This is a genomic window from Nocardia veterana NBRC 100344, assembly GCF_000308855.1.
GTDB lineage: Bacteria > Actinomycetota > Actinomycetes > Mycobacteriales > Mycobacteriaceae > Nocardia > Nocardia veterana.
Window position 1 is genome coordinate 21,660 of record NZ_BAGM01000134.1, and the last position, 24,365, is coordinate 46,024.

General features: G+C 67.4%; 26 protein-coding genes. 17 read left to right on the forward strand and 9 right to left on the reverse strand.

Annotated features, from left to right (window positions below):
* Window positions 1–55 precede the first annotated feature (55 nt).
* Both ON37_RS25825 and ON37_RS25830 read right to left on the reverse strand, forming a co-directional pair.
* Window positions 56–1,060 (reverse strand): LLM class flavin-dependent oxidoreductase, encoded by a 1,005-nt coding sequence (locus ON37_RS25825; RefSeq protein ID WP_040722947.1) that lies wholly within the window; start codon window positions 1,058–1,060, stop codon window positions 56–58.
* Between the two features lie 32 nt (window positions 1,061–1,092).
* The gene (locus ON37_RS25830) at window positions 1,093–1,446 is read right to left on the reverse strand and encodes an ArsR/SmtB family transcription factor (RefSeq protein ID WP_306306509.1); all 354 of its coding nucleotides are present in this window, start codon (window positions 1,444–1,446) and stop codon (window positions 1,093–1,095) included.
* Between the two features lie 303 nt (window positions 1,447–1,749).
* Between ON37_RS25830 and ON37_RS25835 the strand changes: the two genes are divergently transcribed.
* Entirely contained in the window at window positions 1,750–3,285 is a 1,536-nt protein-coding gene (locus ON37_RS25835; RefSeq protein ID WP_040722948.1) for an FAD-binding protein, read from the forward strand.
* Between the two features lie 8 nt (window positions 3,286–3,293).
* Here ON37_RS25835 and ON37_RS25840 read toward each other — a convergent pair whose 3' ends face one another.
* A complete protein-coding gene (locus tag ON37_RS25840) occupies window positions 3,294–3,884 on the reverse strand; it encodes a helix-turn-helix domain-containing protein (RefSeq protein WP_040722949.1) in 591 nt (196 codons plus the stop codon).
* An 80-nt stretch (window positions 3,885–3,964) separates the two neighbouring features.
* On the opposite strand from ON37_RS25840, the gene ON37_RS32600 reads away from it, so the two are divergent.
* From ON37_RS32600 to ON37_RS25855, 4 genes are all read left to right on the forward strand, one after another.
* On the forward strand, window positions 3,965–4,996 hold the full coding sequence (locus tag ON37_RS32600; RefSeq protein ID WP_040722987.1) for an NAD(P)/FAD-dependent oxidoreductase: 1,032 nt from the start codon (window positions 3,965–3,967) through the stop codon (window positions 4,994–4,996).
* An 8-nt stretch (window positions 4,997–5,004) separates the two neighbouring features.
* A complete protein-coding gene (locus tag ON37_RS32605; RefSeq protein ID WP_040722950.1) occupies window positions 5,005–5,670 on the forward strand; it encodes a class I SAM-dependent methyltransferase in 666 nt (221 codons plus the stop codon).
* 101 nt (window positions 5,671–5,771) lie between these two features.
* Entirely contained in the window at window positions 5,772–5,969 is a 198-nt protein-coding gene (locus tag ON37_RS33145) for a type II toxin-antitoxin system VapB family antitoxin (protein ID WP_083893289.1), read from the forward strand.
* Window positions 5,966–6,385: a PIN domain nuclease gene (locus ON37_RS25855; RefSeq protein WP_040722951.1), complete on the forward strand. Its 420-nt coding sequence runs from the start codon at window positions 5,966–5,968 to the stop codon at window positions 6,383–6,385. Before ON37_RS33145 ends, ON37_RS25855 begins: the two co-directional genes overlap by 4 nt.
* A gap of 70 nt (window positions 6,386–6,455) precedes the next feature.
* On the opposite strand, the gene ON37_RS25860 is transcribed toward ON37_RS25855, so the two are convergent.
* Complete coding sequence (locus ON37_RS25860; RefSeq protein ID WP_040722952.1) at window positions 6,456–6,662, reverse strand: DUF397 domain-containing protein; 207 nt, start codon at window positions 6,660–6,662, stop codon at window positions 6,456–6,458.
* Window positions 6,663–6,674: 12 nt separating this feature from the next.
* Window positions 6,675–7,541 (reverse strand): helix-turn-helix domain-containing protein, encoded by an 867-nt coding sequence (locus ON37_RS25865; protein WP_040722953.1) that lies wholly within the window; start codon window positions 7,539–7,541, stop codon window positions 6,675–6,677.
* 401 nt (window positions 7,542–7,942) lie between these two features.
* Between ON37_RS25865 and ON37_RS25870 the strand changes: the two genes are divergently transcribed.
* The 8 genes from ON37_RS25870 to ON37_RS25910 all read left to right on the forward strand — a co-directional run bounded on the left by ON37_RS25870 (window position 7,943) and on the right by ON37_RS25910 (window position 14,654).
* Window positions 7,943–8,293 carry a hypothetical protein gene (locus ON37_RS25870; protein WP_040722954.1) on the forward strand — a complete coding sequence of 117 codons (351 nt, stop codon included), beginning with the start codon at window positions 7,943–7,945 and terminating at the stop codon, window positions 8,291–8,293.
* 351 nt (window positions 8,294–8,644) lie between these two features.
* On the forward strand, window positions 8,645–8,857 hold the full coding sequence (locus ON37_RS25880; RefSeq protein WP_040722957.1) for a hypothetical protein: 213 nt from the start codon (window positions 8,645–8,647) through the stop codon (window positions 8,855–8,857).
* A gap of 128 nt (window positions 8,858–8,985) precedes the next feature.
* On the forward strand, window positions 8,986–9,363 hold the full coding sequence (locus ON37_RS25885; RefSeq protein ID WP_051032047.1) for a hypothetical protein: 378 nt from the start codon (window positions 8,986–8,988) through the stop codon (window positions 9,361–9,363).
* 7 nt (window positions 9,364–9,370) lie between these two features.
* Window positions 9,371–9,988, forward strand: a complete 618-nt coding sequence (locus ON37_RS32020) for a DUF3558 domain-containing protein (protein ID WP_157171591.1) — start codon at window positions 9,371–9,373, stop codon at window positions 9,986–9,988.
* Between the two features lie 2 nt (window positions 9,989–9,990).
* Window positions 9,991–11,340: a hypothetical protein gene (locus ON37_RS25890; RefSeq protein ID WP_040722958.1), complete on the forward strand. Its 1,350-nt coding sequence runs from the start codon at window positions 9,991–9,993 to the stop codon at window positions 11,338–11,340.
* A 3-nt stretch (window positions 11,341–11,343) separates the two neighbouring features.
* Window positions 11,344–12,048 (forward strand): ESX secretion-associated protein EspG, encoded by a 705-nt coding sequence (locus ON37_RS25895; RefSeq protein WP_040722959.1) that lies wholly within the window; start codon window positions 11,344–11,346, stop codon window positions 12,046–12,048.
* A 338-nt stretch (window positions 12,049–12,386) separates the two neighbouring features.
* The gene (locus ON37_RS25905) at window positions 12,387–13,061 is read left to right on the forward strand and encodes a class I SAM-dependent methyltransferase (protein ID WP_040722989.1); all 675 of its coding nucleotides are present in this window, start codon (window positions 12,387–12,389) and stop codon (window positions 13,059–13,061) included.
* Window positions 13,062–13,073: 12 nt separating this feature from the next.
* Window positions 13,074–14,654 (forward strand): phytoene desaturase family protein, encoded by a 1,581-nt coding sequence (locus ON37_RS25910; RefSeq protein ID WP_040722962.1) that lies wholly within the window; start codon window positions 13,074–13,076, stop codon window positions 14,652–14,654.
* Here ON37_RS25910 and ON37_RS25915 read toward each other — a convergent pair.
* Window positions 14,617–15,177, reverse strand: a complete 561-nt coding sequence (locus tag ON37_RS25915) for a dihydrofolate reductase family protein (RefSeq protein ID WP_040722990.1) — start codon at window positions 15,175–15,177, stop codon at window positions 14,617–14,619. The two genes, ON37_RS25910 and ON37_RS25915, sit on opposite strands and share 38 nt — an antisense overlap.
* A gap of 102 nt (window positions 15,178–15,279) precedes the next feature.
* Window positions 15,280–15,906 (reverse strand): GDSL-type esterase/lipase family protein, encoded by a 627-nt coding sequence (locus ON37_RS25920; RefSeq protein ID WP_040722963.1) that lies wholly within the window; start codon window positions 15,904–15,906, stop codon window positions 15,280–15,282.
* A gap of 110 nt (window positions 15,907–16,016) precedes the next feature.
* Between ON37_RS25920 and ON37_RS25925 the strand changes: the two genes are divergently transcribed.
* The 3 genes from ON37_RS25925 (at window position 16,017) to ON37_RS25935 (ending at window position 20,186) form a co-directional block, all read left to right on the forward strand.
* Window positions 16,017–16,787: a 2OG-Fe(II) oxygenase gene (locus ON37_RS25925; protein ID WP_051032048.1), complete on the forward strand. Its 771-nt coding sequence runs from the start codon at window positions 16,017–16,019 to the stop codon at window positions 16,785–16,787.
* Complete coding sequence (locus tag ON37_RS31205) at window positions 16,774–17,592, forward strand: SDR family NAD(P)-dependent oxidoreductase (protein ID WP_245553473.1); 819 nt, start codon at window positions 16,774–16,776, stop codon at window positions 17,590–17,592. Before ON37_RS25925 ends, ON37_RS31205 begins: the two co-directional genes overlap by 14 nt.
* Before the next feature lie 221 nt (window positions 17,593–17,813).
* The gene (locus tag ON37_RS25935) at window positions 17,814–20,186 is read left to right on the forward strand and encodes a lysylphosphatidylglycerol synthase transmembrane domain-containing protein (protein ID WP_040722964.1); all 2,373 of its coding nucleotides are present in this window, start codon (window positions 17,814–17,816) and stop codon (window positions 20,184–20,186) included.
* Between the two features lie 94 nt (window positions 20,187–20,280).
* On the opposite strand, the gene fadD5 is transcribed toward ON37_RS25935, so the two are convergent.
* Window positions 20,281–21,846 (reverse strand): fatty-acid--CoA ligase FadD5, encoded by a 1,566-nt coding sequence (fadD5, locus tag ON37_RS25940; protein ID WP_040722965.1) that lies wholly within the window; start codon window positions 21,844–21,846, stop codon window positions 20,281–20,283.
* Window positions 21,847–22,262: 416 nt separating this feature from the next.
* Between fadD5 and ON37_RS25945 the strand changes: the two genes are divergently transcribed.
* Window positions 22,263–23,234 (forward strand): NAD(P)H-dependent flavin oxidoreductase, encoded by a 972-nt coding sequence (locus ON37_RS25945; RefSeq protein WP_040722966.1) that lies wholly within the window; start codon window positions 22,263–22,265, stop codon window positions 23,232–23,234.
* A 21-nt stretch (window positions 23,235–23,255) separates the two neighbouring features.
* On the opposite strand, the gene ON37_RS25950 is transcribed toward ON37_RS25945, so the two are convergent.
* Window positions 23,256–24,224, reverse strand: a complete 969-nt coding sequence (locus ON37_RS25950; protein WP_245553475.1) for an MBL fold metallo-hydrolase — start codon at window positions 24,222–24,224, stop codon at window positions 23,256–23,258.
* Between the last annotated feature and the right edge of the window lie 141 nt (window positions 24,225–24,365).

The window sequence follows — 24,365 nt, forward strand, 5'->3', positions numbered from 1 at the left end:
GGTTACCGAGCGCCGCCCGGGCGCGGTCTGTCCACGAGGTGGCCGCGTGCGGACCTCAGTGCGCCGCGGGTTCGGCGAGCATCGCCGCGGCCGTCAGTTCGACCGAACGCACCCGGTCGTCGATATCGATGGCGTGGTGCACCAGGATGAGTTCATCGGCGCCGATCGAGCGGCCGAATTCTTCGAGGTAGTCGCGGACCTCGTCGGGCGTGCCGGCGGCGGTGTAGCGGGTCATCGAGGCGAGCTGGGCGCCGTTGGGGGAGGCGAGGAAGGCATCGACCTCGGCGTCGGTGAGCTCCGCCGCACCCCCGCGCCGGGACACCATCCGGCGAGCGCGGTCACGGTAGGCGACGGTCTGCTGCGCCACCGCCTCGTCGTGGGTGGCCGCGGCGAAGACGTTGGCCGCCGCCATGACGTACGGTTCGGCCAGTTGCTCGGAGGGCCGGAACGTGTCCCGGTATACCGCCACCGCCTGGTGCAGGGCATCGGGCGCGAAATGGGAGGCGAACGCGTAGGGCAGCCCGAGGTGTGCCGCGAGCTGCGCGCCGAACAGCGACGAACCCAGAATGTAGAGGGGCACCACGCCGTCGGCGCGGGGCACCGCCTCGACCCCGGGTATGCGCGAATGGCCGGTGAGATAGCCCTGCAACTCCAGAACGTCCTGGGGGAAGGTGTCGGCGGAGTGCGGATCGCGGCGCAGCGCGCGCATGGTCTTCTGATCGCTGCCGGGTGCGCGGCCCAGACCGAGGTCGATCCGGGCCGGGAACAGCGTTTCCAACGTGCCGAACTGTTCGGCGATGACCAGCGGCGAGTGGTTGGGCAGCATGATGCCGCCCGCGCCGAGCCGGATGGTCTCGGTCTGCGCGGCCACGTGGCCGATCAGCACACTGGTGGCGCTCGACGCGATCGAACGCATGTTGTGGTGTTCGGCGTACCAGACCCGGCGATATCCGCTGCGCTCGGCGGCCCGAGCCAGGGCGACGCTGTTGGCGAAGCTGTCGCGCGCGGTCGCGCCGGGCGCCACCGACGCCAGATCGAGAATGGACAGTGCGAGGGGCATGTGCCGCCGCCTTTCGGACTCGGGCGCGTCGATCAGAGCACGCGGTGAAGTTGGTCGGTGAAGTGCCGGATGCGGCCTTCGTCCCGGCGGTAGTAGGTCCACTGCCCGCGCCGGGTGGCGGTCAGGAAACCCGCGCGTTGCAGTACCGCCAGATGCGCGGAGATGGTGGAGGCGGAGGTACCGGCCTTGCGCTGGATCAGCCCGACGCAGACGCCCAGCTCATCCGAATCCGCTTGCAGCTCCGGAAAGTTCGATCTCGGGTCCTTGAGCCAGTGCAGGATCTGCATTCGGGTTCGATTGGCCAGCGCCTTGTACTGCGCGAGCAGTTCGCACTCGGCGGCCTCGCTCACGGCGAGCAGGCCGCCCGCATCCGGTCCGTTCCGCACAGCCACCCCATCCTTCGGCATTTCGCTAATTAACGAATTAGGGCGCGGAATCATTCCCCGACGTTCGGTGAGCGGGTCGGCACTACGCGCGGCGTTCGGAAGTCCCGGCGAGCGGCATCACGGGTTCCCTTCGACGGGAGCGGCCCGGCATCAGCGCAGCGGTGGGAGCGGGTGCAGCGCACAGCCCACAACCGCCGGCCGCCCGCCGTGGTGCCGATATCGTGTTCCGCCCACCGGGATCGCCGGTGACGCGGGTCCGTCGAACCTCCTACCGTGGGTTCGGACTAGTGCTGGGAGTGTGCGGTGACGGACTGGAACGACGAAGTCGATGTACTGGTGGCGGGTTCAGGTGGCGGCCTGGCCGGCGCCTATACCGCTGCGCGCGAAGGACTTTCGGTGGCCGTGGTGGAGGCGACCGAGCAATTCGGCGGTACCACCGCGTATTCGGGCGGCGGCGGCATGTGGTTTCCGTGCAATCCGGTGCTGCGCCGTGCCGGTGTGGACGATTCCTTCGAGGACGCCCTCACCTACTTCCGGGCCGTGGTCGGCGACCGCAGCCCCGCCGATCTCCAGGAAACCTACGTCCGCGGCGGCGCGCGGGTGATCGAATATCTGGAGAGCGACGACGATTTCGCCTTCCAGATGTTTCCCTGGCCCGACTATTTCGGCGCGGCGCCCAAGGCCCGTACCGACGGTAAACGCCACATCGTGCCCGCCCCGCTACCGGCCGCGGCCCTGGGCGAACTCGCGACCTCGGTGCGCGGACCGCTCGGTACCGAGCGGCTGGGCGAGCCGCAACCGGAATACCTGATCGGCGGCCGGGCCCTGGTCGGGCGGTTCCTGCTCGCCCTGACCAAGTACCCCGATGTGTCGTTGCACCTGAACAGTCCACTGGTCGAGCTGGTGACCGAGGCCGGCCGCGTGGTCGGCGCGATCGTCGAACGCGACGGCGAGCGGACCGCGATCCGCGCCCGGAAGGGCGTGCTGCTGGCGGCGGGCGGATTCGAGGGCAACGATGCGCTGCGACAGCGGTTCGGCGTGCCGGGCACGGCCCGAGACACGATGGGGCCGTGGGGAAATCAGGGCCGGGCGCACGAGGCCGGGATGGCGGTGGGCGCGGCCACCGATCTCATGGATCAGGCCTGGTGGTCGCCGGGCATGATCCATCCCGACGGCCGGGCGGCGTTCGCGCTGTGGTTCACCGGCGGCATCTTCGTCGACCGCGACGGTCAGCGGTTCGTCAACGAATCGGCCCCTTACGACCGGCTCGGCCGCGCGATCATCGAACGGCTCGACGCGGGGTCGATGAGCTTGCCGTACTGGATGATCTACGACGACAGTGCCGGGCCGGTACCACCGGTCCAGGCCAGCAATGTGCCGATGGTCGACCACGAGGACTATGTGCGCGCCGGCCTGCGGTACAGCGCGGCGACGCTGCCCGAACTCGCGGAGCGGATCGGCGTCCCGGCGGGGGCGCTGGTCGAGACCGTGAACCGCTTCAACGACTTCGCCGATCGCGGTGTCGACGAGGATTTCGGCCGCGGCGACGAGGCCTACGATCGTGCGTTCTCCGAAGGTGCGTCGCCGCTGGTCCCGATTCGCAAGGGCCCGTTCCACGCCGCGGCCTTCGGCCTCTCGGATCTGGGTACCAAGGGCGGGTTGCGCACCGATACCGCGGCCCGGGTGCTCGACGAATCCGGCGCCCCGATTCCCGGCTTGTACGCGGCGGGCAACACGATGGCGGCGGTGAGCGGAACCGTATATCCGGGCGGCGGCAATCCGATCGGCGCTTCGGTCCTGTTCAGCCACCTGGCCGCCCTGGATATGGTCGGCCGCTGAGTACCGACTCAGCTTTCGGCGGACGCGGGGCGAGCGCGCACATGAGCGCGTTCGCCCTGTTTGCCGAACAGGCTGAGGAATTCGACGGATTTCCCGTCGGCCGGGCCGAACCAGTGCGGTACCCGGGTGTCGAATTCGGCGGCCTCACCGGGCGCCAGCACGATGTCGTGTTCGCCGAGGATCAGCCGTAGCCGGCCGTTGAGGACGTAGAGCCATTCGTAGCCCTCGTGCGTCTGCGGATCGGGTTCGCCGCGGCGGTGCTCCGGATGGATGATCATCTTGTAGGCCTGGATGCCGCCCGCGCGCCGGGTGAGCGGCAGCATGGTCATGCCGTTGCGGGTGATGGGGCGCAGGTGGATACGAGGGTCACCGGTGGGCGGGGCGTCGACGAGTTCGTCGAGGGTCACGCCGTGCGCCCGGGCCAGCGGTAGCAGGAGTTCCAGGGTGGGTTTGCGCGCGCCCGATTCGAGCCGGGACAGCGTGCTCACCGAGATCCCGGTCGTGGCCGACAGGTCGGCGAGCGTGGTCTGGCGTCGTTGCCGTAGGGCACGCAGCCGCGGGCCCACGGCATCGAGGGCGCGGTCCAGGTTGTCGTCCATGCGACCAGTTTGCCACTTCAGCAAAGAAGCTTGCCGAATTGTGGACCGGGCGGGCACGGTGGTCGCAGGAGGTGGTCGAAGTGACCGATGAGCTGAACGACAGCTGTGACGTGGTGGTGATCGGCGGCGGCGCGGCCGGGCTGAACGGCGCGCTCATGTTGGCGCGGGCACGCCGGTCGGTGGTGGTGATCGATGCCGGCGCGCCGCGCAACGCGCCCGCCGACGGGGTGCACGGGCTGCTCGGCCGGGAGGGCATGCCGCCGGCCGAACTGCTCGAGCGCGGCCGCGCCGAGGTCCGCGGCTACGGCGGTCGGGTGGTCACCGGCGAGGTGACGGGAGCAATCCGCGAGGACGACGCATTTCTGCTCGAACTGGCCGACGGCCGCACGGTGCGCTCACGCCGGCTACTGGTGACCACCGGACTCGTCGACGAGCTCCCGGATGTCGCGGGCCTGCGCGAGCGTTGGGGCCGCGACGTCGTGCACTGCCCGTACTGCCACGGATGGGAGGTACGCGACCGCCCGATCGGGGTGATCGCCAACGGGCCGATGTCCGTCCACGGCGCACTGCTGTTCCGGCAGTGGAGCGACGACATCATCCTGTTCACGCACACGATGGACGCGCCGACCGGGGAAGCCGCCGAAAAGCTTGCCGCCCGCGGCATTACGGTGATCGGCGGTCCCGTGGCGGCACTGGAGATCACCGACGACCACATTTCCGGGGTGCGGCTGGCCGACGGGACGGTCGTGCCGCGTGCCGTGGTCACGGTGGGCCCGCGGATGGTCGCGCGCTCGGAGATACTCCGCAAACTCGGGGTGGAGGCGGTGGATCACCCCTCCGGCGCCGGGGTCTACGTACCGACCGATGCGATGGGCCGCACCGAGGTGCCCGGCGTGTGGGCGGCGGGCAATATCACCGACCTGAGCGCGCAGGTCGGAGCGGCGGCGGCCGCGGGTGCGTTCGCCGCGGCCCAGATCAACGCCGATCTCGTCGAGGAGGAGACTCGGCAGGCGGTGGCCGACCACCGCCGCGGATTCTCCCGCGCCGCGGAGGCCGAAGTGAGCAACCAGGTCCTCGGCGAACGTCGCCACGGACTGAGCGACAACCGATAGGAGCCGACGTGAGCAGCGACCACTCCACTCATCGGCACCGGGACGACGATCCCGGCACCGAGTTCGATCGCCGGTACTGGGAGCAGCGGTATCGAGACGGCGGTTCGGTCTCCGAACTCCGGCCCAATCCGCATCTCGTCGCGGAGCTGGCGGACCTGCCCGCCGGCCGTGCGTTGGATGCGGGCTGCGGTGAGGGCGCGGACGCGATCTGGCTCGCCGAACGCGGCTGGCAGGTCACCGCCGTCGACATCGCCGCCACCGCCGTGGAACGGGCGCGAGCACACGCTGCCCGTGCCGGCGGCGATGCAGCGCGGCGAATCGACTGGGTGACAGCGGATCTGACCCGATGGGACGCCGGGGTCGACCGCTTCGATCTGGTGTGCGCCAGTTACGTGCACCCGGCCGATTCGAACGACACGCTGTTCGCCCGCCTGGCCGCCGCGGTGGCGCCGGGCGGAACGCTGTTCATCGTCGGGCACGCCCCCGGCGACCACCATTCGTCCGTCCACAGCGCCGCCGACCATGTGCACGTGACGGCCGAACAGATCGCCGCCGGGCTGGACCCCGATCGCTGGGACATCCAGCTCACCGCCCACCGCACCCGCACCGTCACACGCCCCCTCGGATCGCAATTCACTTTGCAGGACAGCGTGTTTCGCGCGACAAGGCGCTGAGACGAACGGCAGGGCGGCTTGCGATCAATATCGTTGATGCCGAGCATCCCATCACTTTGATATCATTTTCCCATGTTATTGCGCATCACGTGCGGAGGTGAATGATGCGTACAACGATCGATCTGGATGACTCGTGGGAAGAGGTGGCAGAGGTCTTGGGGACTCACGGCAAGAGCGAGACAGTCAACCGCGCCCTGGCCCATATCCTTGCCGAGCGACGCCGCGCTCAGGCAGTGGAAACATTTCGAACCATTCAGCTCGACCTCGACCCCGAGACGATGCGTGGAGCCTGGGAGTGACGGACGCGGTCTATCTGGCGGACAAATCGGCACACGCCCAGCGATTTACATCGGAAGTGGCAGCCCGGCGTCTGGATCGCGAAATCACCAGCGGCCGACTTGCTGTCTGCGAGATGGTCGCCCTCGAGCTGCTGTACTCGGCACGCAACAGTTCCGACTATCTCCGGCTGAGCACCGCCCTACAGGCGTTGCCGTGGGTGACGACCGATGGTGCCGCGATGAAGCGGGCACTGGACGTGCAGCGTCGACTCGCCAAGCGAGGGCAGCATCGCCGGCCTCTGCCTGATCTGATTATCGCGGCAACCGCTGAACTCGCCGAGCTCACAGTCCTGCATTACGACCACGATTTCGACCTCATCGGCGACATCACCGGCCAGCCGACGGAGTGGATCATCCCGCGCGGCGAAGGCGGCTGAGGCCGAAGTTGCTGCCGCAACCGGCTGCGGATGACGGCTGGGCAGAACGCCTTTCGGCCTCGCCGATGCCCTACTGCCGGTTGAACTCCGCGTTCCGTACCCCGGCGGTGAAGGCATCCCACTCGCCGGGGGTGAAGACGAGGGCGGGGCCGTTCGGGTTCTTGGAGTCGCGGACGCCCACCAAGCCGCTGTCGAGGAACGCGACCTCGACGCAATCCCTCGTGGCATCGCTCCGGCTGCTCTTGAACCACTTGGCTTTTGATAAATCCGCGTTCACTCTGCAACTCCCTTACCGCCTGCCGCGAATCAGATCCCGACTAGCCTTGACGTCCAGTGCGGCAGCCTGGATCGCGTCATAGGCTCGATTGTACCGGCATATGTCGGCCTCCTTCTCCAAATAAATCTCCCCGGCAAGGGCGGGAACATAGACCACCGGCGGCTCGATCGGGTTGCCTTTGGCGTCCCATCCGAACTCCAAAACCGTGAATGCGCCGGTAACCGGGCAGCGCGGGAGAGGCGCTGTGAAAGGCAAGACACGCAGCGTGATGTTCGGTCGGGTACTGATGTCGGCCAGATGCCGGCGCTGCGCTTCCATGATTCGGTTTCCACCTATCACCCGATGCAGAACTGTCTCGTGGAGGATGACATCCAACTCAGCGGGACGGCTCTTCCTTTTGATCAGCCCCTGTCGTTGCATCCGCAATCGCACCCGGCGTTCGATGTCCGCATCGGCTTCGTCCGGCAGCCCCGATTTGATGACGGCACGGGCATAGTCGGCCGTCTGTAGGAGACCCGGAACCAGCTCGATCTGATACGTCTTCAGACTTCGGGCGGCAACCTCGAGCCCCATGTACACGTCGAAATTCTCGGGAATGAGATCGCCGTATTCGTGGTACCAGGACTTCACCTTGGCCTGCTGCGCCAAGCCGATCAGAGCCGTGGTGGTGTTCTCATCGGCGTCATAAATTCTGCACAAGGCTTCCACATCGAGAACCCGGATACGTTCCGCCACACCCTTTTCGAGCCGCTGCAGCGTGCTCGAGCCGCGCTCGATCAGCGCTGCCGCCTCGGCGATCGTCATACCCGAGGCAAACCGCAGCTCACGCAGGTAGCGGCCGAGCTGCCGCCGGGGCAGGGTCGATTCGAAGTTGGGCATCTGTCCGCCTCTTTGGGTTTCGGAGGTGCTGTGGGTGGACTCGGCACGACGGAACAATCAACGTCGGCGCGGCGCTCTCTGGTTGATTGTGCGGTACGCGATGGTCCGGATACTGGGCAATCGCGCAGATTCCGATGGGCATTCCGGAATCGGTTGCTCCCACCGCCGCGGCGGTGTGTGCTGGGCTGCGCCGGGCGGGAGCAACGCGGGCGCAACCCTTCGACAATCCGGCCGCACACGTACCGCATGCGCGTCAAACCTATTCGTACACAACCTATCTCGGGCCGACAAATTTCGGGCGTTTCGGATCCCGCGGGTCGACTCGACGACCGTGAAACCCGACGGCACAGCGCCCTGGCGTCGCGCCGAATCGGACCACCCGACCGAAGGAGGACGAATCCATGCGCTTTTCGCCGACCGACGAAGTTCTCGTCTCTCTGCCTGCCGTCTGCGCGCTCGCACAGACCGACCTCGCCCATGATGTGATGCAGTATCACCGCAGCTGCCGGGCCGAACAGTGCGCCTGGAAACAAGTGGCCTACCGAACTTTGGTGCACTTCCGGCGGATCGAGCCACCACGCCTGAGCCGGCGTCAGCGGGCACAGCGTCGCGACATCGAATTCCCTTATCCCAGCAGCCCTTACGTGACCGCAGCGCGCACCGACATCCCGATCGAGATATATCAGCAGGTGCTCGACGGACTGAACGAACTCGCGAACAGCTTGTCTGCGAACAACAGTCGCGACCGGTGAGCGCGGCGATGGGGACGTGGAACGCACTGTCCAGCATCGTGACCGTGCTATCGGGTTGCAGCGTCGTTCTGCTCGCCGTCGGATGCTTCTGGCCGACCGACGATCCGCCGCGACCGGACCGCCCGGCCCGCCCGTGCGGTCCTCGCACCGCACCGTGCCCGATTCGGTGGCCGGCGCAATGGAGCTGCGCCGAGCCCGACCGGCCTTTCACACCGACCGAGGCACATACCTGGATGCAGCTCCATCGCGACCACGATTGCCCCCGCAAGCGCGCCGCCTTCGCCGCGCTGGTCGCGGCCGGGCGCATCCAACCGGATTCCACTCGCCGAAACCCACCACGGAGTGACCACAATGACCGATCGCGAGACGAATAATTCCGCAGCGCAACCGGACCCGGCCCGCGAGCGCATAGCACAACTCTCCGCGCGCGCCGAATCCGCCGGATACGTGCTCACCCGCAGCGCCGTACCCCGATACGAGTGGACGCTGCTGGACAGTGAATACCGCGAGAACATCTTTTCCTCCACCGACCTCGACCGAATCGAGAAATGGCTCGATTCATGAGACCCACCATCCACACCGCGCGGCCCGCCCAGCCGAGCATCACGACCGGAACCGGAACGGAACCGTCGAGTAGTCTGAGCCGTCGGAGTAGATGGGGCGCACGACGTAGCTTCGGGTGGGAGGTCGGTATGGCGCTGGGGAAGGAAGCAGCCGCCGAGCTGTCGCAAGCCGTGGCCGAGGGGCGGTTCCGGTTGACGCCGGAGGCTGCGCGGGAGGTCGCGGGGCATTACGAGTGGTTCGCGGGGGAGATGGCGGAGCGGCAACGAGAAGTGCAGGAGCTGCAACGGCTCGACGGCTTCGGCGGCTTCGAGTCGGCAAAACGTCTGCAGCAAGGATTCGAGAACAAGGCTGTCCAAGGTTTCGAAGCGTATAAAGCTGCAGAAGAGTCTGCCTACCGTATGGCGGAGGCGATTTACAAGTCGGCTGGACTCATCGACGCGGCGGAAGCATCGAACACTGCCGCTATCAAAGCGGCCAACAGGAGGACGTCCGATGCGAAAGCATAGAACGCAAGTGCGCATTGCATTGTCCGTCGTCGGGCTGGTGGTTGTTACGGCCGTATCGGCGTGCGGATCTGCAGCAGAACAGTCCAGCGAGGAGACGAGCCAGGCAGCGACCGCCCCGGCATCGACCTCGACGCGCCCAACCCTGACGGCATCCCGGGTACAACCACCATCGCAAGACAATGAATATGCCAAATCCTCCGGCAGGGCGAAGGTGAACTTTGACCCATGCACCTGGATACCGGACGAACCATTCACCGCGCTCGGACTGGACCCATCTACGCGTGAGCGCGGCAATGACATTGTCGCCGAATATACGTTCTTCACCTGCCACGTCAGCAATCGTGATGAGGAACTTCAGCTCGACTCGGGCAACGTCTCGTTGGATGAGGTTCGGCATAAGTATGCAGGAAAAACCCAGGACATTTCGATAAATGGCAGAAATGCCGTTCTAACGCCGAACAAAACCGCATCAAATGATTGTTCCGTGGATATCCAGACCAAGTCTGGCTATTTCGGCGTGACGGTGATCGTTTCAACTCCGGGCGAAGTCAAGGGGATGAAACCCTGCGACAACATTGTTCATATCGCCGAAACCCTCGAACCCTATATCGGTAAGGACAACTGATCATGGGCGAAGGTTCGACGCCGGGCACGACCCCGCCCATCATCGGGATACTCGACGCGGCCAACTCCGGCGACCCCACGCTGGACCCGAAGCTGGTGCCGAAGAGCAAGGCCGCGCAGTTCTACCAGCGTTCGGCTGCCGAGGCGGACAAGGTGGCCGGGAACGTCGACCATGATCCGGATTACATTCCGGCAGCGGTGATGGAACCCTTTCGCTCCATGTCGCATCAGGCGATTCTGGCCGGCGTCGAGCAGATGAAGCCGGGTCTCATGCACGCCACCGCGCAAGGGTGGATGAAGATCGCCGACGCCACGATGTTCAACCATATGGCTTTGAATGCCAAGGTGCACAAGAGTATTGCTGCCGGATGGGAGGGGCGCGCCGCCGATGCGGTTACCGCGGCGACGCAGCGATTCAGCAACGAGATGTCCGAGATGCACAATGTTGCGCAGAGCGTGATGTCGCGGATCGAGGCCGTCGCCTACGGTGCGGAGGTGGTGAAGGCGCAGGTCCCGCCGCTTCCGCCGCCGAAGCCGATTCCGGCGGTACCCGGTGCCGAAAGCCCGAAGGACGCGATCGACGCCGCCACGAGCACCGCATCGGCAGAACAGGCCGCGCAGTGGGCGATGGTGAACCATTATGTACCGACGTATCAGCCTGCAGGACAGCAGGTTGCGATGTTCGTGCCGCCGACTTCGCCCGACGACGGCGGCGGTGTCAATCGGCCGAATGTCGGCCCCGGGGTCCCCGGCGGCGACTCCGGTAGGAGCGCCGGGCGCAACGACAAGCCCGGCGACCCAGATCGATCCGGCAGCGGTGACGGCGCCGGGGACGGTGACCGGCAACTGGGCGACAATCCCGCGTCCGCGGCGGATCGGACCTCGCCGACCGGCAGCAGCACAACCAGCCCTGCCTCCACCGGCCCGGCCGGATTGGATTCCGCTGCGACAAATCCCGCCGGGGTCGGCGGTACGAGCGGCTCCGGCACGGGAACCGGGTTCGGTGGTGTTCCCGGGCACAGCGGATACGGCGGTGGTGGCGGTTCAACCTCCGGAGGCCCGGGACGTAGCGTGCCCGGCACGCCGGGCGCCGGAAATCCGGTCGGCACACCGGCCGGGGCGGGCCGCCCGGCAGCCGCGGCGGCAGGAATGCCCGGAATGCCCGGAATGGGTGTGCCCGGTGCGAAAGGCAAAGGCGAAGAAGACAAGGAGCGCAAGGGCAATCCCGATCTGCTCGTGCACGAGCGCAACACAATCGACCTCATCGGCGAGCAAACTCCGGCGGTACCACCGGTTTTCGGCGTTCCCGAGCCGGAGGCCGAAGAGCGTAAGCAGACCGAGAGCGACTGGTAGCGCATGAAATGGGAGTTCACCCAGGCGGAGTTCATGTTCGCCTGGGACCGGCTCGGGCTCGACCGCTTTCCGGTGCCCCTCACGGTACGCCCGGAAGTCGGCTCTCAACTCGAGTGGGAGGCACTCGAACATCAACTGCACCTCCGTTTTCCGGTTGCCGACGACCCGGACCTGCTGCCAGCGCTGCGGACCGCGGCCGACCCGGACACCTCATTGGTGATGGTCGGCTTCCGTAAGAAGCCGCTGCGTGCCTACGGGGCGATCACCGCGAATGTCGGCGTCAGCATCGTGCAGCGTCCCGGCCCTTCCCCGGAGGTCGGCGGCAATATCGTCATCGAAGCGGGGACCCCGGACCTCGTTGCGCGCGTATTCGCGGCCGTCGCCGGAAAGCAACCCGCAGGCAGGACGAAACCACTGGTCGAAAGGTGGGAACGAATCCAGACCTCAGGCCCGGTAGCCGCCCTCACCCACGAGCAACCCTCGGTCGCCGCCCGAATCCGCACCCTATTATCCGCGCCCCGAATCGGCCACGGCCACATCGAGATTCGCGTGGACCGCCGCAGCGAACGCCCGCTCCCGCGCCGCTACCTCAGCTGGTTCGACGTCGAAGGCGACGGCCGCTACACCTACACCCGCAGACACGGCGACTTCCACATCGACCCGTGCCCCGAACTCGGCCGCACCGTCATGCGCCTGGTCGCGGACTGATCTCCGACGGCTACGGTGCGCCCACCAGTTACCCGAGACCCTTCCCTGCTCGCCGCAGGCTTTCGCGAAGCTCGGGTGAGCTGACCTGCACCGACCTCAGGTCGACGATCGGCCGGAACTGCACGTAGGTCATGGACCGCCGGTAGATCGAGACAGCGACGGCCGGCACGACGGAATGCCCGATGTCCTGGAAGCAGCGTCGAGTGCGTTGGCCTCTCGCGTAGGCGGGCCATCTGCCTTCGAGAATCGTCGAAGGCGGGCTCTCGTCCATCACCGCGAGAAGCCGGGCACCGCTGTCGTACTCGCGCCGATGGAACGGTGAATCTAAGGTGCCTGTGGTGAGCGGAGCGAGGACCGAAGAGGTGGCGGCTGCCTACGACGGGGTGGCCGAGTTGTATCAGGACATGTTCCGGGATGCGATCGTGACGCAGCCCTACGATCGGGCGGTGCTCGGGCTGTTCGCGGAATTGGTGCGGACCGAGCGGCTCGCACCGGTGGCGGATCTGGGATGCGGTCCGGGGCGGCTCACCGGGTTCCTGCGGGATTCGGGGCTGGACGTCTTCGGCCTCGATGCGTCGGCGGAGATGATCCGGTTGGCGCGAATTGCCCATCCGGACTTGCGCTTTCAGCACGGATCCATGACCCGGATCGACATGGCCGACGGCGCTCTCGGCGCGATCGTCGCGTGGTACAGCATCATTCATATGCCGCCGGAACGACTGCCGGACGTATTCACCGAATTCGCCCGCGCCCTGACCGACAACGGTCTGCTGCTGCTCGGATTCCTCGCCACCGACGAGGGCATCGAGATGCAGTCCTACGACCACAAGGTGGCGCCCGCGGTGCGCTGGTCACCCGCCCGGTTGATCGAACTGCTGCGCCCGTACGGGTTCGTCCCGCTGATGCGGATGGTGCGGGAACCGGAACCGGACGAACGCTGCCCCCAGGGGTATCTGCTGGTCCGCAAGTCCGCGACACCCGTCCGATCGGACGCGGAAGGCGCCGATTCGTGATATCCAGGGCTGATGCGCGACTCCTATGACGTCGTCATCGTCGGCGGCGGCCACAACGGGCTGGTCGCTGCCGGATATCTGGCCCGCGCCGGGCTGTCGGTCCTGGTGCTGGAGCGGCAGGATCACACCGGGGGCGCGGCCGTCTCGGAACGCGTCTTCGCCGGCATCGATGCGCGCCTGTCGCGCTATTCGTACCTGGTGAGCCTGCTCCCGGATCGGATCGTCCGGGATCTGGAGCTGCGCTTCCACACCCGCGGTCGCCGCATCTCCTCCTACACGCCGGTGGGTGCGACCGGGCTGCTGGTCGACACCGCCGACGCCGAGCGGACCCGCGAGAGCTTCCGGCGAATCACCGGTTCCGACGCCGATCACCGGGCCTGGCAACAGTTCTACGAGCTGACCACCCGGGCCGCCGAACGGATCTTTCCGACCCTGCTGCAGCCGTTGCCCACCCGCACGCAACTGCAACGCACGCTCGGCGACAGCGAGGCCTGGGAGGTCCTGTTCGAGCGGCCCCTCGGCGAGACCATCGAATCCCGCTTCGGCGACGACACCGTGCGCGGGGTGGTTCTGACCGATGCCCTGATCGGTACCTTCACCCATGCCCACGACCCGACGCTGCGGCAGAACCGCTGCTTCCTCTACCACGTCATCGGCGGCGGAACAGGGGCGTGGAACGTTCCGGTCGGCGGGATGGGCGCGCTCACCGACGCCCTGGCCGAGTCGGCACGGCGAGCCGGCGCGCAGCTGCGCACCTCGTGTCCGGTAACCGGAATCGAGACCGACGGCGACACCGCGCGGGTGCGATTCCGGGACCCGGACGCACCCGCGGCGGTCACCGCACGGCACGTCCTGGTGAACGCGTCGCCCTCGACTCTGGCCCGGCTGCTCGGTGCGGCGCAGCCGCCGGCGCCGGAGGGTAGTCAGCTGAAGGTGAACATGCTGCTGCGCCGGCTTCCGCGGCTGCGTGACGATATCGACCCGGCCGAGGCGTTCGCGGGCACCTTCCATATCGCGGAGGGATACGACCAGCTCGAGCACGCCTACCGGGAAGCGGCGAGCGGCCGGCTGCCGAGCACACCGCCCGCGGAGATCTACTGCCACACCCTGACCGACCCCTCGATCCTCGGCCCGGAGGCGGCCGCGCGGGGTATGCACACGCTCACGCTGTTCGGCTTGCACACCCCGGCAAGTCTTTTCGACACCGATCCGACCCAGGTGAAGACCGAGTTGGTGGACGCCACGCTACGGCAGTTGGATTCGGTACTCGCCGAGCCGATCCGGGAGTGCCTCGCCCTCGACGCGAACGGGAATCCGTGCATCGAGGCGAGGACGCCGCTCGAACTGGAGACCGAACTGGACCTGCCCCGGGGTCATATCTTCCACGGCGACTTGACGTTTCCGTTCCGCGGCGAGGCGGACAGCACGCCCGCCGCCCGGTGGGGTGTGGACACCGGATACCGCAACATCCACCTCTGTGGCGCGGGCGCGGTCCGCGGCGGCGGGGTCAGCGGGATCGGTGGCCACAATGCGGCGATGGCGGTACTGGAAGCGGTCAGCCGAAGTTCGGGCGCTCGACCGAATTGGCCGTGACCCGATAGGTACTCAGCACCACACCGTTGTCCAGCACCTCGGATTCGGCCAGGTTCAGGGTGGCCTCGGGCTCGACGGCCTCGAACAATCGCAGCCCACTGCCGAGCAGCACCGGGTAGACGACCAGGCGGTATTCGTCGACCAGTTCGTTTTCGCGCAGGAACTTCACCAGCGACGCGCTGCCGAACACCAGCAGATCGCGATCGGCCCGCAGTTTCGCGATGCCTTCGGCGAGCTCACCCTCGATCCGCCGGGCGTTCCAGTCCAGCTCGGAAAGGCTCTCGGTGGCCACGTACTTGGGCATGCTGTTCATCTTGTCCTTGTAGGCGCCCTCCTCCGGATGGTTCGGCCAGGAGGCGGCGAACATCTGGTAGGTGCTGCGCCCCAGCAGCAGCGCGTCGACCGCCTCCAGCTCGGCGGATTTGTAGGCGGCGATGCGGTCGTTCCAGTACGGCGCGGTCCAGCTCGGATCCTGCACGAAACCATCGAGCGAGACGAATTCGGCGACGACGATCTTCCCCATGACTGACATTCACTCCTCTGTGCCGGGGCCCCGGGCGGGGCGTTCGAATCATGAAGACGGGGCGGCCGGCGCGAAGTAATCGCGGACCGCGAAAAAAATCCGTCAGCTCACCACGGGGAGCACGGCGCGCGGCTCGGAGAGCCATTGCAGCCAGTGCGGCGCGATGGTCGCCGCGAACTGCTCGTATGCGGCGGCACCGGGATGGTAGCCGTCGGCGGCCTGCAACTCCCGCATCCAGGTGTCGTTCTGCCGCAACGGCTGGTGCACCCGAAGGTACGGAACCTGTTCCCGGCCACAGATCTCGGTGAACCGATCATCCAATTCCGTGATGCGCGCATTGTGCTCGTTGTCGATATTCGGCGGCGGCGCGACAACCAGCGCCTTCCAGCCGAGTTCGGCGCAGCGTCGCAACACCCGCCGCAAGTTGGCCGCCGATTCGTCGGCGGGCACCCACACCCGGTCCCCCTCCCACACGGTGTCGTTCACGCCGAAGGAGAAGACCACCCGGGCGTCGATTCCGGCCGGCAACCGCTGCGCGCATTCGCTCTCCCAGCGGGCGGCGATATCGGAGGAGGTCTGCCTGCGCACGCCGAGGTTGTAATAGCTCAGCGGCAGTCCCGCCGCCACCGCCCGCCCGGCGAGCCGGCCGGCCCAACCCAGACACTGCGGATCGCCGAGACCGGCGACCAGTGAATCCCCGACGAAACAGACCCGAACGTCACGCACCACCGAGTGATCGTGGCACAACCGGGACGAACGCGGCGCAGTACCGCGCACGCAATACTGCGCGGTCCGGCGCAGGCAATAAGATCGGCAGGGTTGTCCGGGAGGGAGCTTGTATGTTGTCCGAGGCGCCGCTGCCGCGGTGGTTCATCGATCTGCTGGCACATCGACGCTGGATCCGACGCACCCGCCCCTTTCCCCACGTCTACGTCCGCGACGTCTTCGTCACGGAGTTCTATCAGCGCCTCGCGGCGGAATTCGAACGGGTGCGGACCGAGCGGAGCGACCTGTTCGGCCCGGTCGCCGAGGGCTACGGCGCAACCGGGGTGAGCCTGGCCCGGCTGCGCAACGGCCCGCTCGAGGTCTTCCTCTCCCGAGCCTGGCACGACCTGATCGAGCGGGTCGCAGGAGTGCCGACCACCGGCGATGTGGAGGGCTCGGTGCACCACCATCCGCCGGGCAGCGCGCCCGGGTGGCCGCATCACGACCTCACTCCGGCCTGGTTCCCCGGGACCGCGCCCGGTCCCGCAGCGGTGGGTCTGCCCGCCGACGACATCGATCCGAAATCGGGGAGCCGGCCGGCGGGGGTGGCGGCCCGCGAGCTGGTGCGTGCGGTCGCCGTGCTGTTCTATCTCGGCAACGGCGAATGGCGGCCGGGTGACGGCGGCGAAACCGGCCTGTTCGCCGCGATCGGGGCCGAGCCGAAACCGGCGGCCCTGGTTCCGCCGCTGGACAATTCGATGCTGGTGTTCGAATGCACGCCGCGGTCCTGGCACGCCTTCCTCGGTGCGAATTCCACCGCGCGCAACAGCGTGGTGATGTGGCTGCACCGGCCGAAGGAAGAGGCGGCGAGTCGCTGGGGAGGAGACCGCATTGTCCACTGGTGAGAAATCGCCCACTGGTGCGAATCCGGGCGAGCCGCGCCGAGTGTGCCTGCTCACCGGGGCCGGCGGCCGCCTCGGCGATGCGTTCTGCCGCGCGTACTACACCACCTACGACATCGTTGCGGTCTGCCGCACTCGGGTACCTGCCGCGCCCTCCCAGGAGGAATGGTTCATCGATCCGGTCGAGCCGTGGAACCCGGTTCCCGAGAACGAGTCCCGGATCTTCGTCGTCCGCGCCGATCTGAGCCGGCCGGACGAGGTGGACCGGGTGGTCGACCTGGCGTTGGCGAAATACGGCGCGGTGGACCTACTGGTCAACAATGCGGCGCAGCTGGATGTGCAACCGAACGGGCTGGTCGACGGCGACGCCGCGCTGGCGGCGTTCGGTCCCCAGTTCACGCTGAACGTGGAGGTGCCGCTGCGGCTGGCGACCCGGCTCGCGCAACGCTGCTGGCTGCACCGGGGGGCGGAGAACCGAGCGCGCAATCGCAATATCGTCAATGTCTCGAGCCTGTCCGGTTCGCGGGTGTACCCCGGCGGGCAGGCCGTGTATTCGGCGTCGAAGGCCACGCTCGATCACTTGACCAGGCATATCGCGGCCGAATTCGCCGAGTTCGGGGTGCGCGCCAACGCCGTCGCACCCGATTCCTTTCCCGCGCTGGTCCCGACGGAGGTGGTCGCGGCCGCGATCGCCGAACTCGATTCCGGCGCCATGACCGGCGGGGTGTTCAGCGTCGGCGGGGCCGATCCGGTTCGCGACAGCGGCACGGCGGGACTCGCCGCGGCGAGTCCGGGACCGCCCGGGTGACGATGCGCGCGACCGGTTCGCGAAGACCCCGGCGAAGATCCGGGCGCCGGGCACCCGCGGCACGAGCACGACCGGCTCGTGTCGAGCATGTGCACGCTCACCTGCGCGAATCCGGTGCCCGGCGTGTTGCCGACGGACGCTCGGGCGGCCTCCTGCATACTCACACCCGAGCCGACCCAGGGACCGACGCCGCTCCCTCGATCCGAAAGTTTCGATACGACATGCGAGTAGACGGGCGGGAGATACCCGTCTCCGGCAGTCTGCTGCAGCCGCGGATCCGGCGTACCAGCGACATCATCCGCGTGGTGCTGTCCGCGTTGTTGGTTGCCGTGGTCGTGGCCGGATCGCTGATTACGCGCCCGCGCTGGGAGGCGCTGGAGCGGTCGGTCTCCGATATCGTCGGTTTCCTCACGCCCGAGCAATCGAACCTGGTCTATCTGCTCTACGGCATCGCGATTATGGCCCTGCCCTTCGCGATTCTGGTGCGGCTGGTCTTCCGGATGCAATGGAAACTGCTCAGCGGCTATGTGGCCGCCGGCCTGATCGCGGTGCTGGCGCTGTCGATCACCGAATCCGGGATCTCGGCGCCGCAGTGGCATCTGGCGGTGCCCCGCCAGCTCGATACCTTCCTGTCGCAGTTCCTCGACGATCCGCGCTGGATCGCGATGCTGGCCGGCGGATTGACGGTGGCCAGCCCGTGGCTGCCGGTCTCGTGGCGCCGCTGGTGGTGGGCGCTGCTGATCGCCTTCGTCCCGCTGCACCTGTTCGTCAGTCTGGTGGTGCCCTCGCGGGCGATGTTCGGGTTGGCCGTGGGCTGGTTCGTGGGCGCGGTGCTCGTACTGGTCGTCGGCACACCGGCGTTGGAGGTCCCGCTGGAGGCGGCGGTCCGAGTCCTGGCCGCCCGCGGTTACACCGTCACCGGCTTCACCGTGTTGCGCCCGGCCGGTCCGGGTCCGCTGCTGCTCAGTGCCGACACCGGACCGCACCGCCAACTGGTCGTGGAAATGTACGGCCAGAATCAGCGCAGTTGGGGCATGTTGCGGCAGCTGCGGCGCTGGCTCACCTTCCGCAGTAGCGAACGCACCCCGGCCTTCGCCTCGATGCGCCGCGCGGTGGAGCATCGCGCACTGATGGGCATCGCGATCAGCGATCTGGGCCTGGCCAGCAACAAGCCGCTGACGGTGGCCGCGCTGAGCCGCGGCTGGACGCTGTACGCGCACACCACTCCGCGCGGTCGACAACTGGCCGCCACCGACAGTGAGGTGGTGCTGACCAACGTCTGGCGTTCGCTGCAGAACATGCATCGCGCCCAGATCACCCATGGCGACCTGCGCGCCGAGGAAATTCGCATCGCGGACGGCCGGGTGCTGTTCGGTGGCTTCATGGCCGCGGAATTCGGCGCCTTCGATTCCCGTTTCTCGGCCGATATCGCGCAATTGCTACTGACCACCAGTGCGCTGTTCGGGGCGGAAACGGTGGTGGCCACGGCCATTCACGTCCTCGGCGAACAGGCGGTGCTCGACGCCTCCCGCCGGTTGACCAAGAACGGGATCGGCGCGCAGGTCCGCAAATCGGTGCCCGACGCCGGGGAACTGATGAAAACCGTACGGGCGCAGGTACTTCAGCAGACCGGTGAGGATCGGATCGAAACCGCGCGGATCACCCGGTATTCGCGCAATCAGATCATCCAGTTGGTGCTGTTGATCGCGCTGGTGTACGTGGCCTATCCGTTCATCAGCCAGGTGCCGACCTTCTTCACCGAACTGCGCACCGCGAACTGGTGGTGGGCGCTGCTCGGACTGGCCATTTCGGCGACCACCTATGTGGGCGCGGCGATGGCGCTGTGGGGTTGCGCCGGGGAATCGGTGAACTTCCGGAATCTACTCGGCATGCAGGTCGCCAACACCTTCGCCGCGACCACCACACCCGCGGGCGTCGGCGGTCTGGCGCTCAGCGTGCGGTTCCTGCAGAGGAGCGGGCTCGGCACCGTGAAGGCGACCGCGGCGGTCGCGCTCAATCAGGCGGTGCAGGTGATCACGCACGTGGTGCTGCTGATCGTCTTCAGTGTGGCGGCGGGTGTGTCGGCGAACCTGTCGCATTTCGTGCCGAGTGCGACCGTGCTCTATCTGCTCGCCGGAGGTCTGCTGGGCGCGGTGGGCGCGGCCATGTTCGTTCCGACCGTGCGGCGCTGGTTGCGCAACGAGGTGCGGCCGCAACTGGCCGAGGTCGTGGCGGAGCTGCGTACCCTCGCCCGGCAACCGAAGCGGCTGCTGATGATCGTCGGCGGTTGTGCGACCACCACTCTCGGCGCCGCGGGCGCGTTGTGGGCGGGCATCGAAGCGTTCGGCGGCAGCACCACCTTCGTGACGGTGACGGTGGTGACGATGATCGGTGGCACGCTGGCCTCGGCCGCCCCGACGCCCGGTGGGGTGGGTGCGGTGGAGGCGGCGCTGATCGGTGGTCTCGCCGCGTTCGGCGTCCCCGCGGCCATCGGGGTTCCGGCCGTCTTGCTGTACCGGGTGCTGACCTGCTGGTTGCCGGTGTTCTGCGGGTGGCCGCTGATGCATTGGCTCACCAAACGCGAGATGATCTGAGCCGCAGCAATTTACGTCGGAGACGACATTCACCCGGACGTGCGGGCAGCCGCCGAGCGGATGCCCGGCGGCCGTGTCGGTGTGGACCGCCCGATCAGCCCGCGTAGTCCTTGCGAAGGTCCACCTTCACCACCTTGCCGCTGGCGTTGCGCGGCAGCTCGGGCACGATCACCAGATCCTTCGGATGCTTGTAGCGGGCGAGGTTTTCGTTGAGGAACGGCGTCAGCTCCTCGAGTGTCAACGTCTCCCCGTCGTTGAGCGCGACCACCGCGACCGGCACCTCGCCCCACTTCTCGTGGGCGCGGCCGATCACCGCCGCCTCGTGGATCTTCGGGTGCGCGAACAGCACATTCTCCACCTCGGCACAGTAGATGTTCTCGCCGCCGGAGATGATCATGTCCTTCTTACGATCCACCACCCAGACGAAGCCCTCCTCGTCCTGGCGGACCAGGTCGCCCGAGTGGAACCAGCCGCCGGCGAAGGCTTCCGCGGTCGCTTCGGGCTTGTTCCAGTAGCCCTGCATCATGGTCGGGCCCCGATAGACGATCTCGCCGATCTGGCCCGGCGCCACATCGTTCATCTCGTCGTCGACCACGCGGGTCTGGATGGTCGGGATCGGCTTGCCGACCGAACCGAGTTTGCGCAGCGCGTCCTTACCCTCGAGCACGCAGGTGATCGGCGACATCTCGGTCTGCCCGAAGACCGCGACGTTCTGCGCGTTCGGGAAACATTCGGCCATCGCCCGCAGCACCGTCTCCGAGGCCGGCGCCGCACCCCAGCTCAGCGTCTCGAGTGCCAGCTTGCGCTGTTTGACGGTCGGCTCCTCGCAGATCAGTTGCCACTGCGCGGGCACACAGAACGCGGTGGTGGCCTGTTCGGCCTCGACCGCGTCCAGGAATTCGGTGGCATCGAAGGCGCCGAGCGGATGCAGGACGGTCTTCGATCCGAGCATGAACGCGGGTGCGAGACTGCCCAATCCGGCGATGTGGAACAGCGGCGAGGTGCAGAAACCGATGCTGTCCGGGGTCGCGTTCAGGGCGCGGATGCAGGTCAGCGCCTGGGCGTTGAGATTGCCGTAGGACAGGATCGCGCCCTTCGGACTGCCCGTGGTACCCGAGGTGTACATGATCAGGGCGGGCGTGTCCTCCGGAATATCCTGCGGCACATGGGGTTCGCCCGCCTCGGCGAGGAAGTCGTCGTATCCGATGACGCCGTCGCCGGTCGCGCCACCGATCACGATGCAGGTACGCAGCTGCTCGCTCTGCGCCATCACGCCCGTGGCCAGGGGCTGCAAGAGCGTGTCGGTGACGATGGCCGAGGCGCCGGAATCGGCGACGATATAGGCGACTTCGGGCGGGGTGAGACGGAAATTGACCGGTACCGCGATCGCGCCGAGCGCGTTGATGCCGAAAACGGCCTCGAGATATTCGGTGTAGTTGAGCGCCAGAATCAGGACCCGGTCACCGAAACCGACGCCGCGCCGGGCCAGTCCGTCGGCGAACTTCTGCGACCGCTCGTGCAACTGCTGCCACGTGGTGTCCTGGCCGCGGAATCGGATCGCCACCGCGTCCGGGCGCATCAGCGCATGCGTGGCGATCTGGTTGTTCCAGTGGTTGCGCCGCGATCGGATCGGTTCGTCGGTCTGGACACCGGTGGTCATGCAGGAACTCCTCTCGGACCGTCAGAGCTCGCCGGCCGGATGACCCGGCGGCGTCGACGGCTGAACCAACAGCGAGAATAGCAACTAACTTTTTCTCGTGACAAGGGTTACATACGAGAATCCTGGTTCACAGAAGTTTCGCCGTATAACCCCTCTACACGGCGATTACCAGGGCATTTCGCTGCGGCCGAGTCGAAGCGCGGGCAACACACTCCACCCCCAACGGAGCAAACTACCGCTCACATCCTGTTGTCTCCGCCGCTGTCGACATGCCAGTATCGACCCATCCGGGCAGGCCCGGCTCGTGACGGCCAGGCACCCGAGGGGCGGAAGTCTGCGCACTCACCGGCATCGCGTCGTGCCGGGGATGCCGGGCGCGCCGCCCCGAGTCGTACCGCGGCCAGGAGGACAACCAGATGTTGCGCACCAGATTCACCGAGATGTTCGGCGTCGAACACCCGATCGTGCAGGGCGGCATGATGCACGTCGGCCGGGCCGAACTCGTGGCGGCGGTCGCCAACGCCGGCGGCCTCGGCTTCATCACGGCGCTGACCCAGCCCACCCCGGACGATCTGCGGCGCGAAATCGAGCGCACCCGGCAGCTCACCGACAAGCCGTTCGGCGTCAACGTCACGATCCTGCCCTCGATCAACCCGCCGCCCTACGAGGAGTACGTCAAGGCGATCATCGAATCGGGCGTGCAGATCGTCGAGACCGCCGGCAGCAATCCGGAGCCCTTCCTGCCCTACTACAAGGAAGCCGGAATCAAGGTGCTGCACAAGTGCACCAGCGTCCGGCACGCCCTGAAGGCCCAGAAGATCGGCGTCGACGGCGTGAGCATCGACGGTTTCGAATGCGCGGGGCACCCGGGCGAGGACGACGTGCCGGGCCTGATCCTGATCCCGGCCGCCACCAAGGCGCTCGACATCCCGGTCATCGCCTCGGGTGGTTTCGCCGACGCGCGCGGCCTGGTGGCCGCGCTCGCGCTCGGGGCCGACGGCATCAATATGGGCACCCGCTTCCTGTGCACCGAGGAGTCCCCGGTGCATCGGAAGGTGAAGGAGCAGATCGTCGCCCACACCGAACGCGATACCCAGCTCATCTTCCGCACGATGCGAAACACCGCACGGGTGGCGGACAACGAGATCAGCCGCAAAGTGGTCGAAATCGAGGCCGCCGGCGGCAAATTCGAGGATGTGCGGGATCTGGTCGCCGGCGCCCGCGGCCGCCGCGTCTTCGACGAGGGCGACCTGGACGCCGGCATCTGGTCGGCCGGACAGGTTCAGGGTCTGATCGACGACATCCCCACCTGCGCCGAGCTGATCTCGCGCATCGTGGCCGAGGCCGAGACCATGATCAGTTCGCGATTGGCCGCGCTGGTCGTCTGATCCGGCGCCCTGAAACCGCCGTCAGGCGCGAGCCGCGACCGCCGCGTGGTCGTGGCTCGCGACGACCTCGATATCGCCGGGCAGCGCGTGCAGGCGCTGAATCGTCTCGAAGGTCAGGTCGCGGTCGGCGTCGAACAACTGGCCCGGCATCGGCGCCTTTTCGCGAATCAGCTTGATCTGCAACGAATTCCACACCGCGTCGCCCGCCAGCAACACCCGGGTGGGCGACGCGGATCGGTCGGGGCCCTCGTCGACGGTGAGCAGTACCCCGATGCTGCCCGGCGTATGGCCGGCCAGGTCGACCAGCACCACCGACCCGTCGCCGAACAGATCGTGGCTGCGGGTGAAGGTCAGCACCGGCGGGCCGTCCAGTTCGATATCGCTGACCGCGCGCCCCCGCAGCGGGGCCCGCACGACACCGTACGGGGCGTGCGCGCCGGACATCGCCCACTCGTATTCGCGCGGCTGCACCCGCAGCTCCACCCGGTCCGGGAGTTCCAGCAGACCCGCGACATGATCCCAGTGCAGATGGGTCGCCAGCACGAAATCGATGTCCTCGACCGCCGTATCGCGGGCGGCCAGCGCATCGCTCAATCCGAGGACCGGCCGATCCGGCGCCGTCACCAGCCCGAGCGGGAAGGGCTGCCCGGGTAACACCCGTTCGTGCACATGTGCGCACATTCCCGGGTCGACGAGGAATCGAGCCTGCGGATGTTCGACCAGGAAGGTGCCGTAGACGGTCGAGACCGTGCGCAACGACCGCACGCCCTCGGCCACGATGGTCAGCGGCGCGGTGGTGCTGCTCTGCACCATCGCGTGCAGCCGGACCGCGGTGCGCGCGACGGGGGCGGGGCGGGACTCGAGGCCCGCCAGAAAGGCCGGATCGGGCCGCCGGGGCCGAAGCAGCCGCGGCGGCGTGGCCGCCAAGGCGGCACAGCAGCCGGCCAGCGTCCGCAGCGTGGAGGGCCGGCCTTCGGTCACATCCGTCACAGCGCCACCGTATGCCATCGGATGCGGCCGCGCGACAACCGAAGCGGACCGGGATCGCGGTGCCGACCACATCCGTCCCTGTGGCCCCACCTACCTCGGACTCTTCACCGCGCCTCGACTTCTCGGCATAATCGCTGAGGA

What these genes read in the sequence shown, in the direction of transcription:
- ON37_RS25910 (WP_040722962.1), top strand. Translation starts at nt 13,074, where the DNA reads ATGCGCGACTCCTATGACGTCGTCATCGTCGGCGGCGGCCACAACGGG.
- ON37_RS25825 (WP_040722947.1), bottom strand. Translation starts at nt 1,060, where the DNA reads ATGCCCCTCGCACTGTCCATTCTCGATCTGGCGTCGGTGGCGCCCGGC.
- ON37_RS25945 (WP_040722966.1), top strand. Translation starts at nt 22,263, where the DNA reads ATGTTGCGCACCAGATTCACCGAGATGTTCGGCGTCGAACACCCGATC.
- ON37_RS25895 (WP_040722959.1), top strand. Translation starts at nt 11,344, where the DNA reads ATGAAATGGGAGTTCACCCAGGCGGAGTTCATGTTCGCCTGGGACCGG.
- fadD5 (WP_040722965.1), bottom strand. Translation starts at nt 21,846, where the DNA reads ATGACCACCGGTGTCCAGACCGACGAACCGATCCGATCGCGGCGCAAC.
- ON37_RS25935 (WP_040722964.1), top strand. Translation starts at nt 17,814, where the DNA reads ATGCGAGTAGACGGGCGGGAGATACCCGTCTCCGGCAGTCTGCTGCAG.
- ON37_RS25885 (WP_051032047.1), top strand. Translation starts at nt 8,986, where the DNA reads ATGGCGCTGGGGAAGGAAGCAGCCGCCGAGCTGTCGCAAGCCGTGGCC.
- ON37_RS33145 (WP_083893289.1), top strand. Translation starts at nt 5,772, where the DNA reads ATGATGCGTACAACGATCGATCTGGATGACTCGTGGGAAGAGGTGGCA.
- ON37_RS25915 (WP_040722990.1), bottom strand. Translation starts at nt 15,177, where the DNA reads ATGGGGAAGATCGTCGTCGCCGAATTCGTCTCGCTCGATGGTTTCGTG.
- ON37_RS25890 (WP_040722958.1), top strand. Translation starts at nt 9,991, where the DNA reads ATGGGCGAAGGTTCGACGCCGGGCACGACCCCGCCCATCATCGGGATA.
- ON37_RS25925 (WP_051032048.1), top strand. Translation starts at nt 16,017, where the DNA reads ATGTTGTCCGAGGCGCCGCTGCCGCGGTGGTTCATCGATCTGCTGGCA.
- ON37_RS25870 (WP_040722954.1), top strand. Translation starts at nt 7,943, where the DNA reads ATGCGCTTTTCGCCGACCGACGAAGTTCTCGTCTCTCTGCCTGCCGTC.
- ON37_RS25880 (WP_040722957.1), top strand. Translation starts at nt 8,645, where the DNA reads ATGACCGATCGCGAGACGAATAATTCCGCAGCGCAACCGGACCCGGCC.
- ON37_RS25865 (WP_040722953.1), bottom strand. Translation starts at nt 7,541, where the DNA reads ATGCCCAACTTCGAATCGACCCTGCCCCGGCGGCAGCTCGGCCGCTAC.
- ON37_RS25840 (WP_040722949.1), bottom strand. Translation starts at nt 3,884, where the DNA reads ATGGACGACAACCTGGACCGCGCCCTCGATGCCGTGGGCCCGCGGCTG.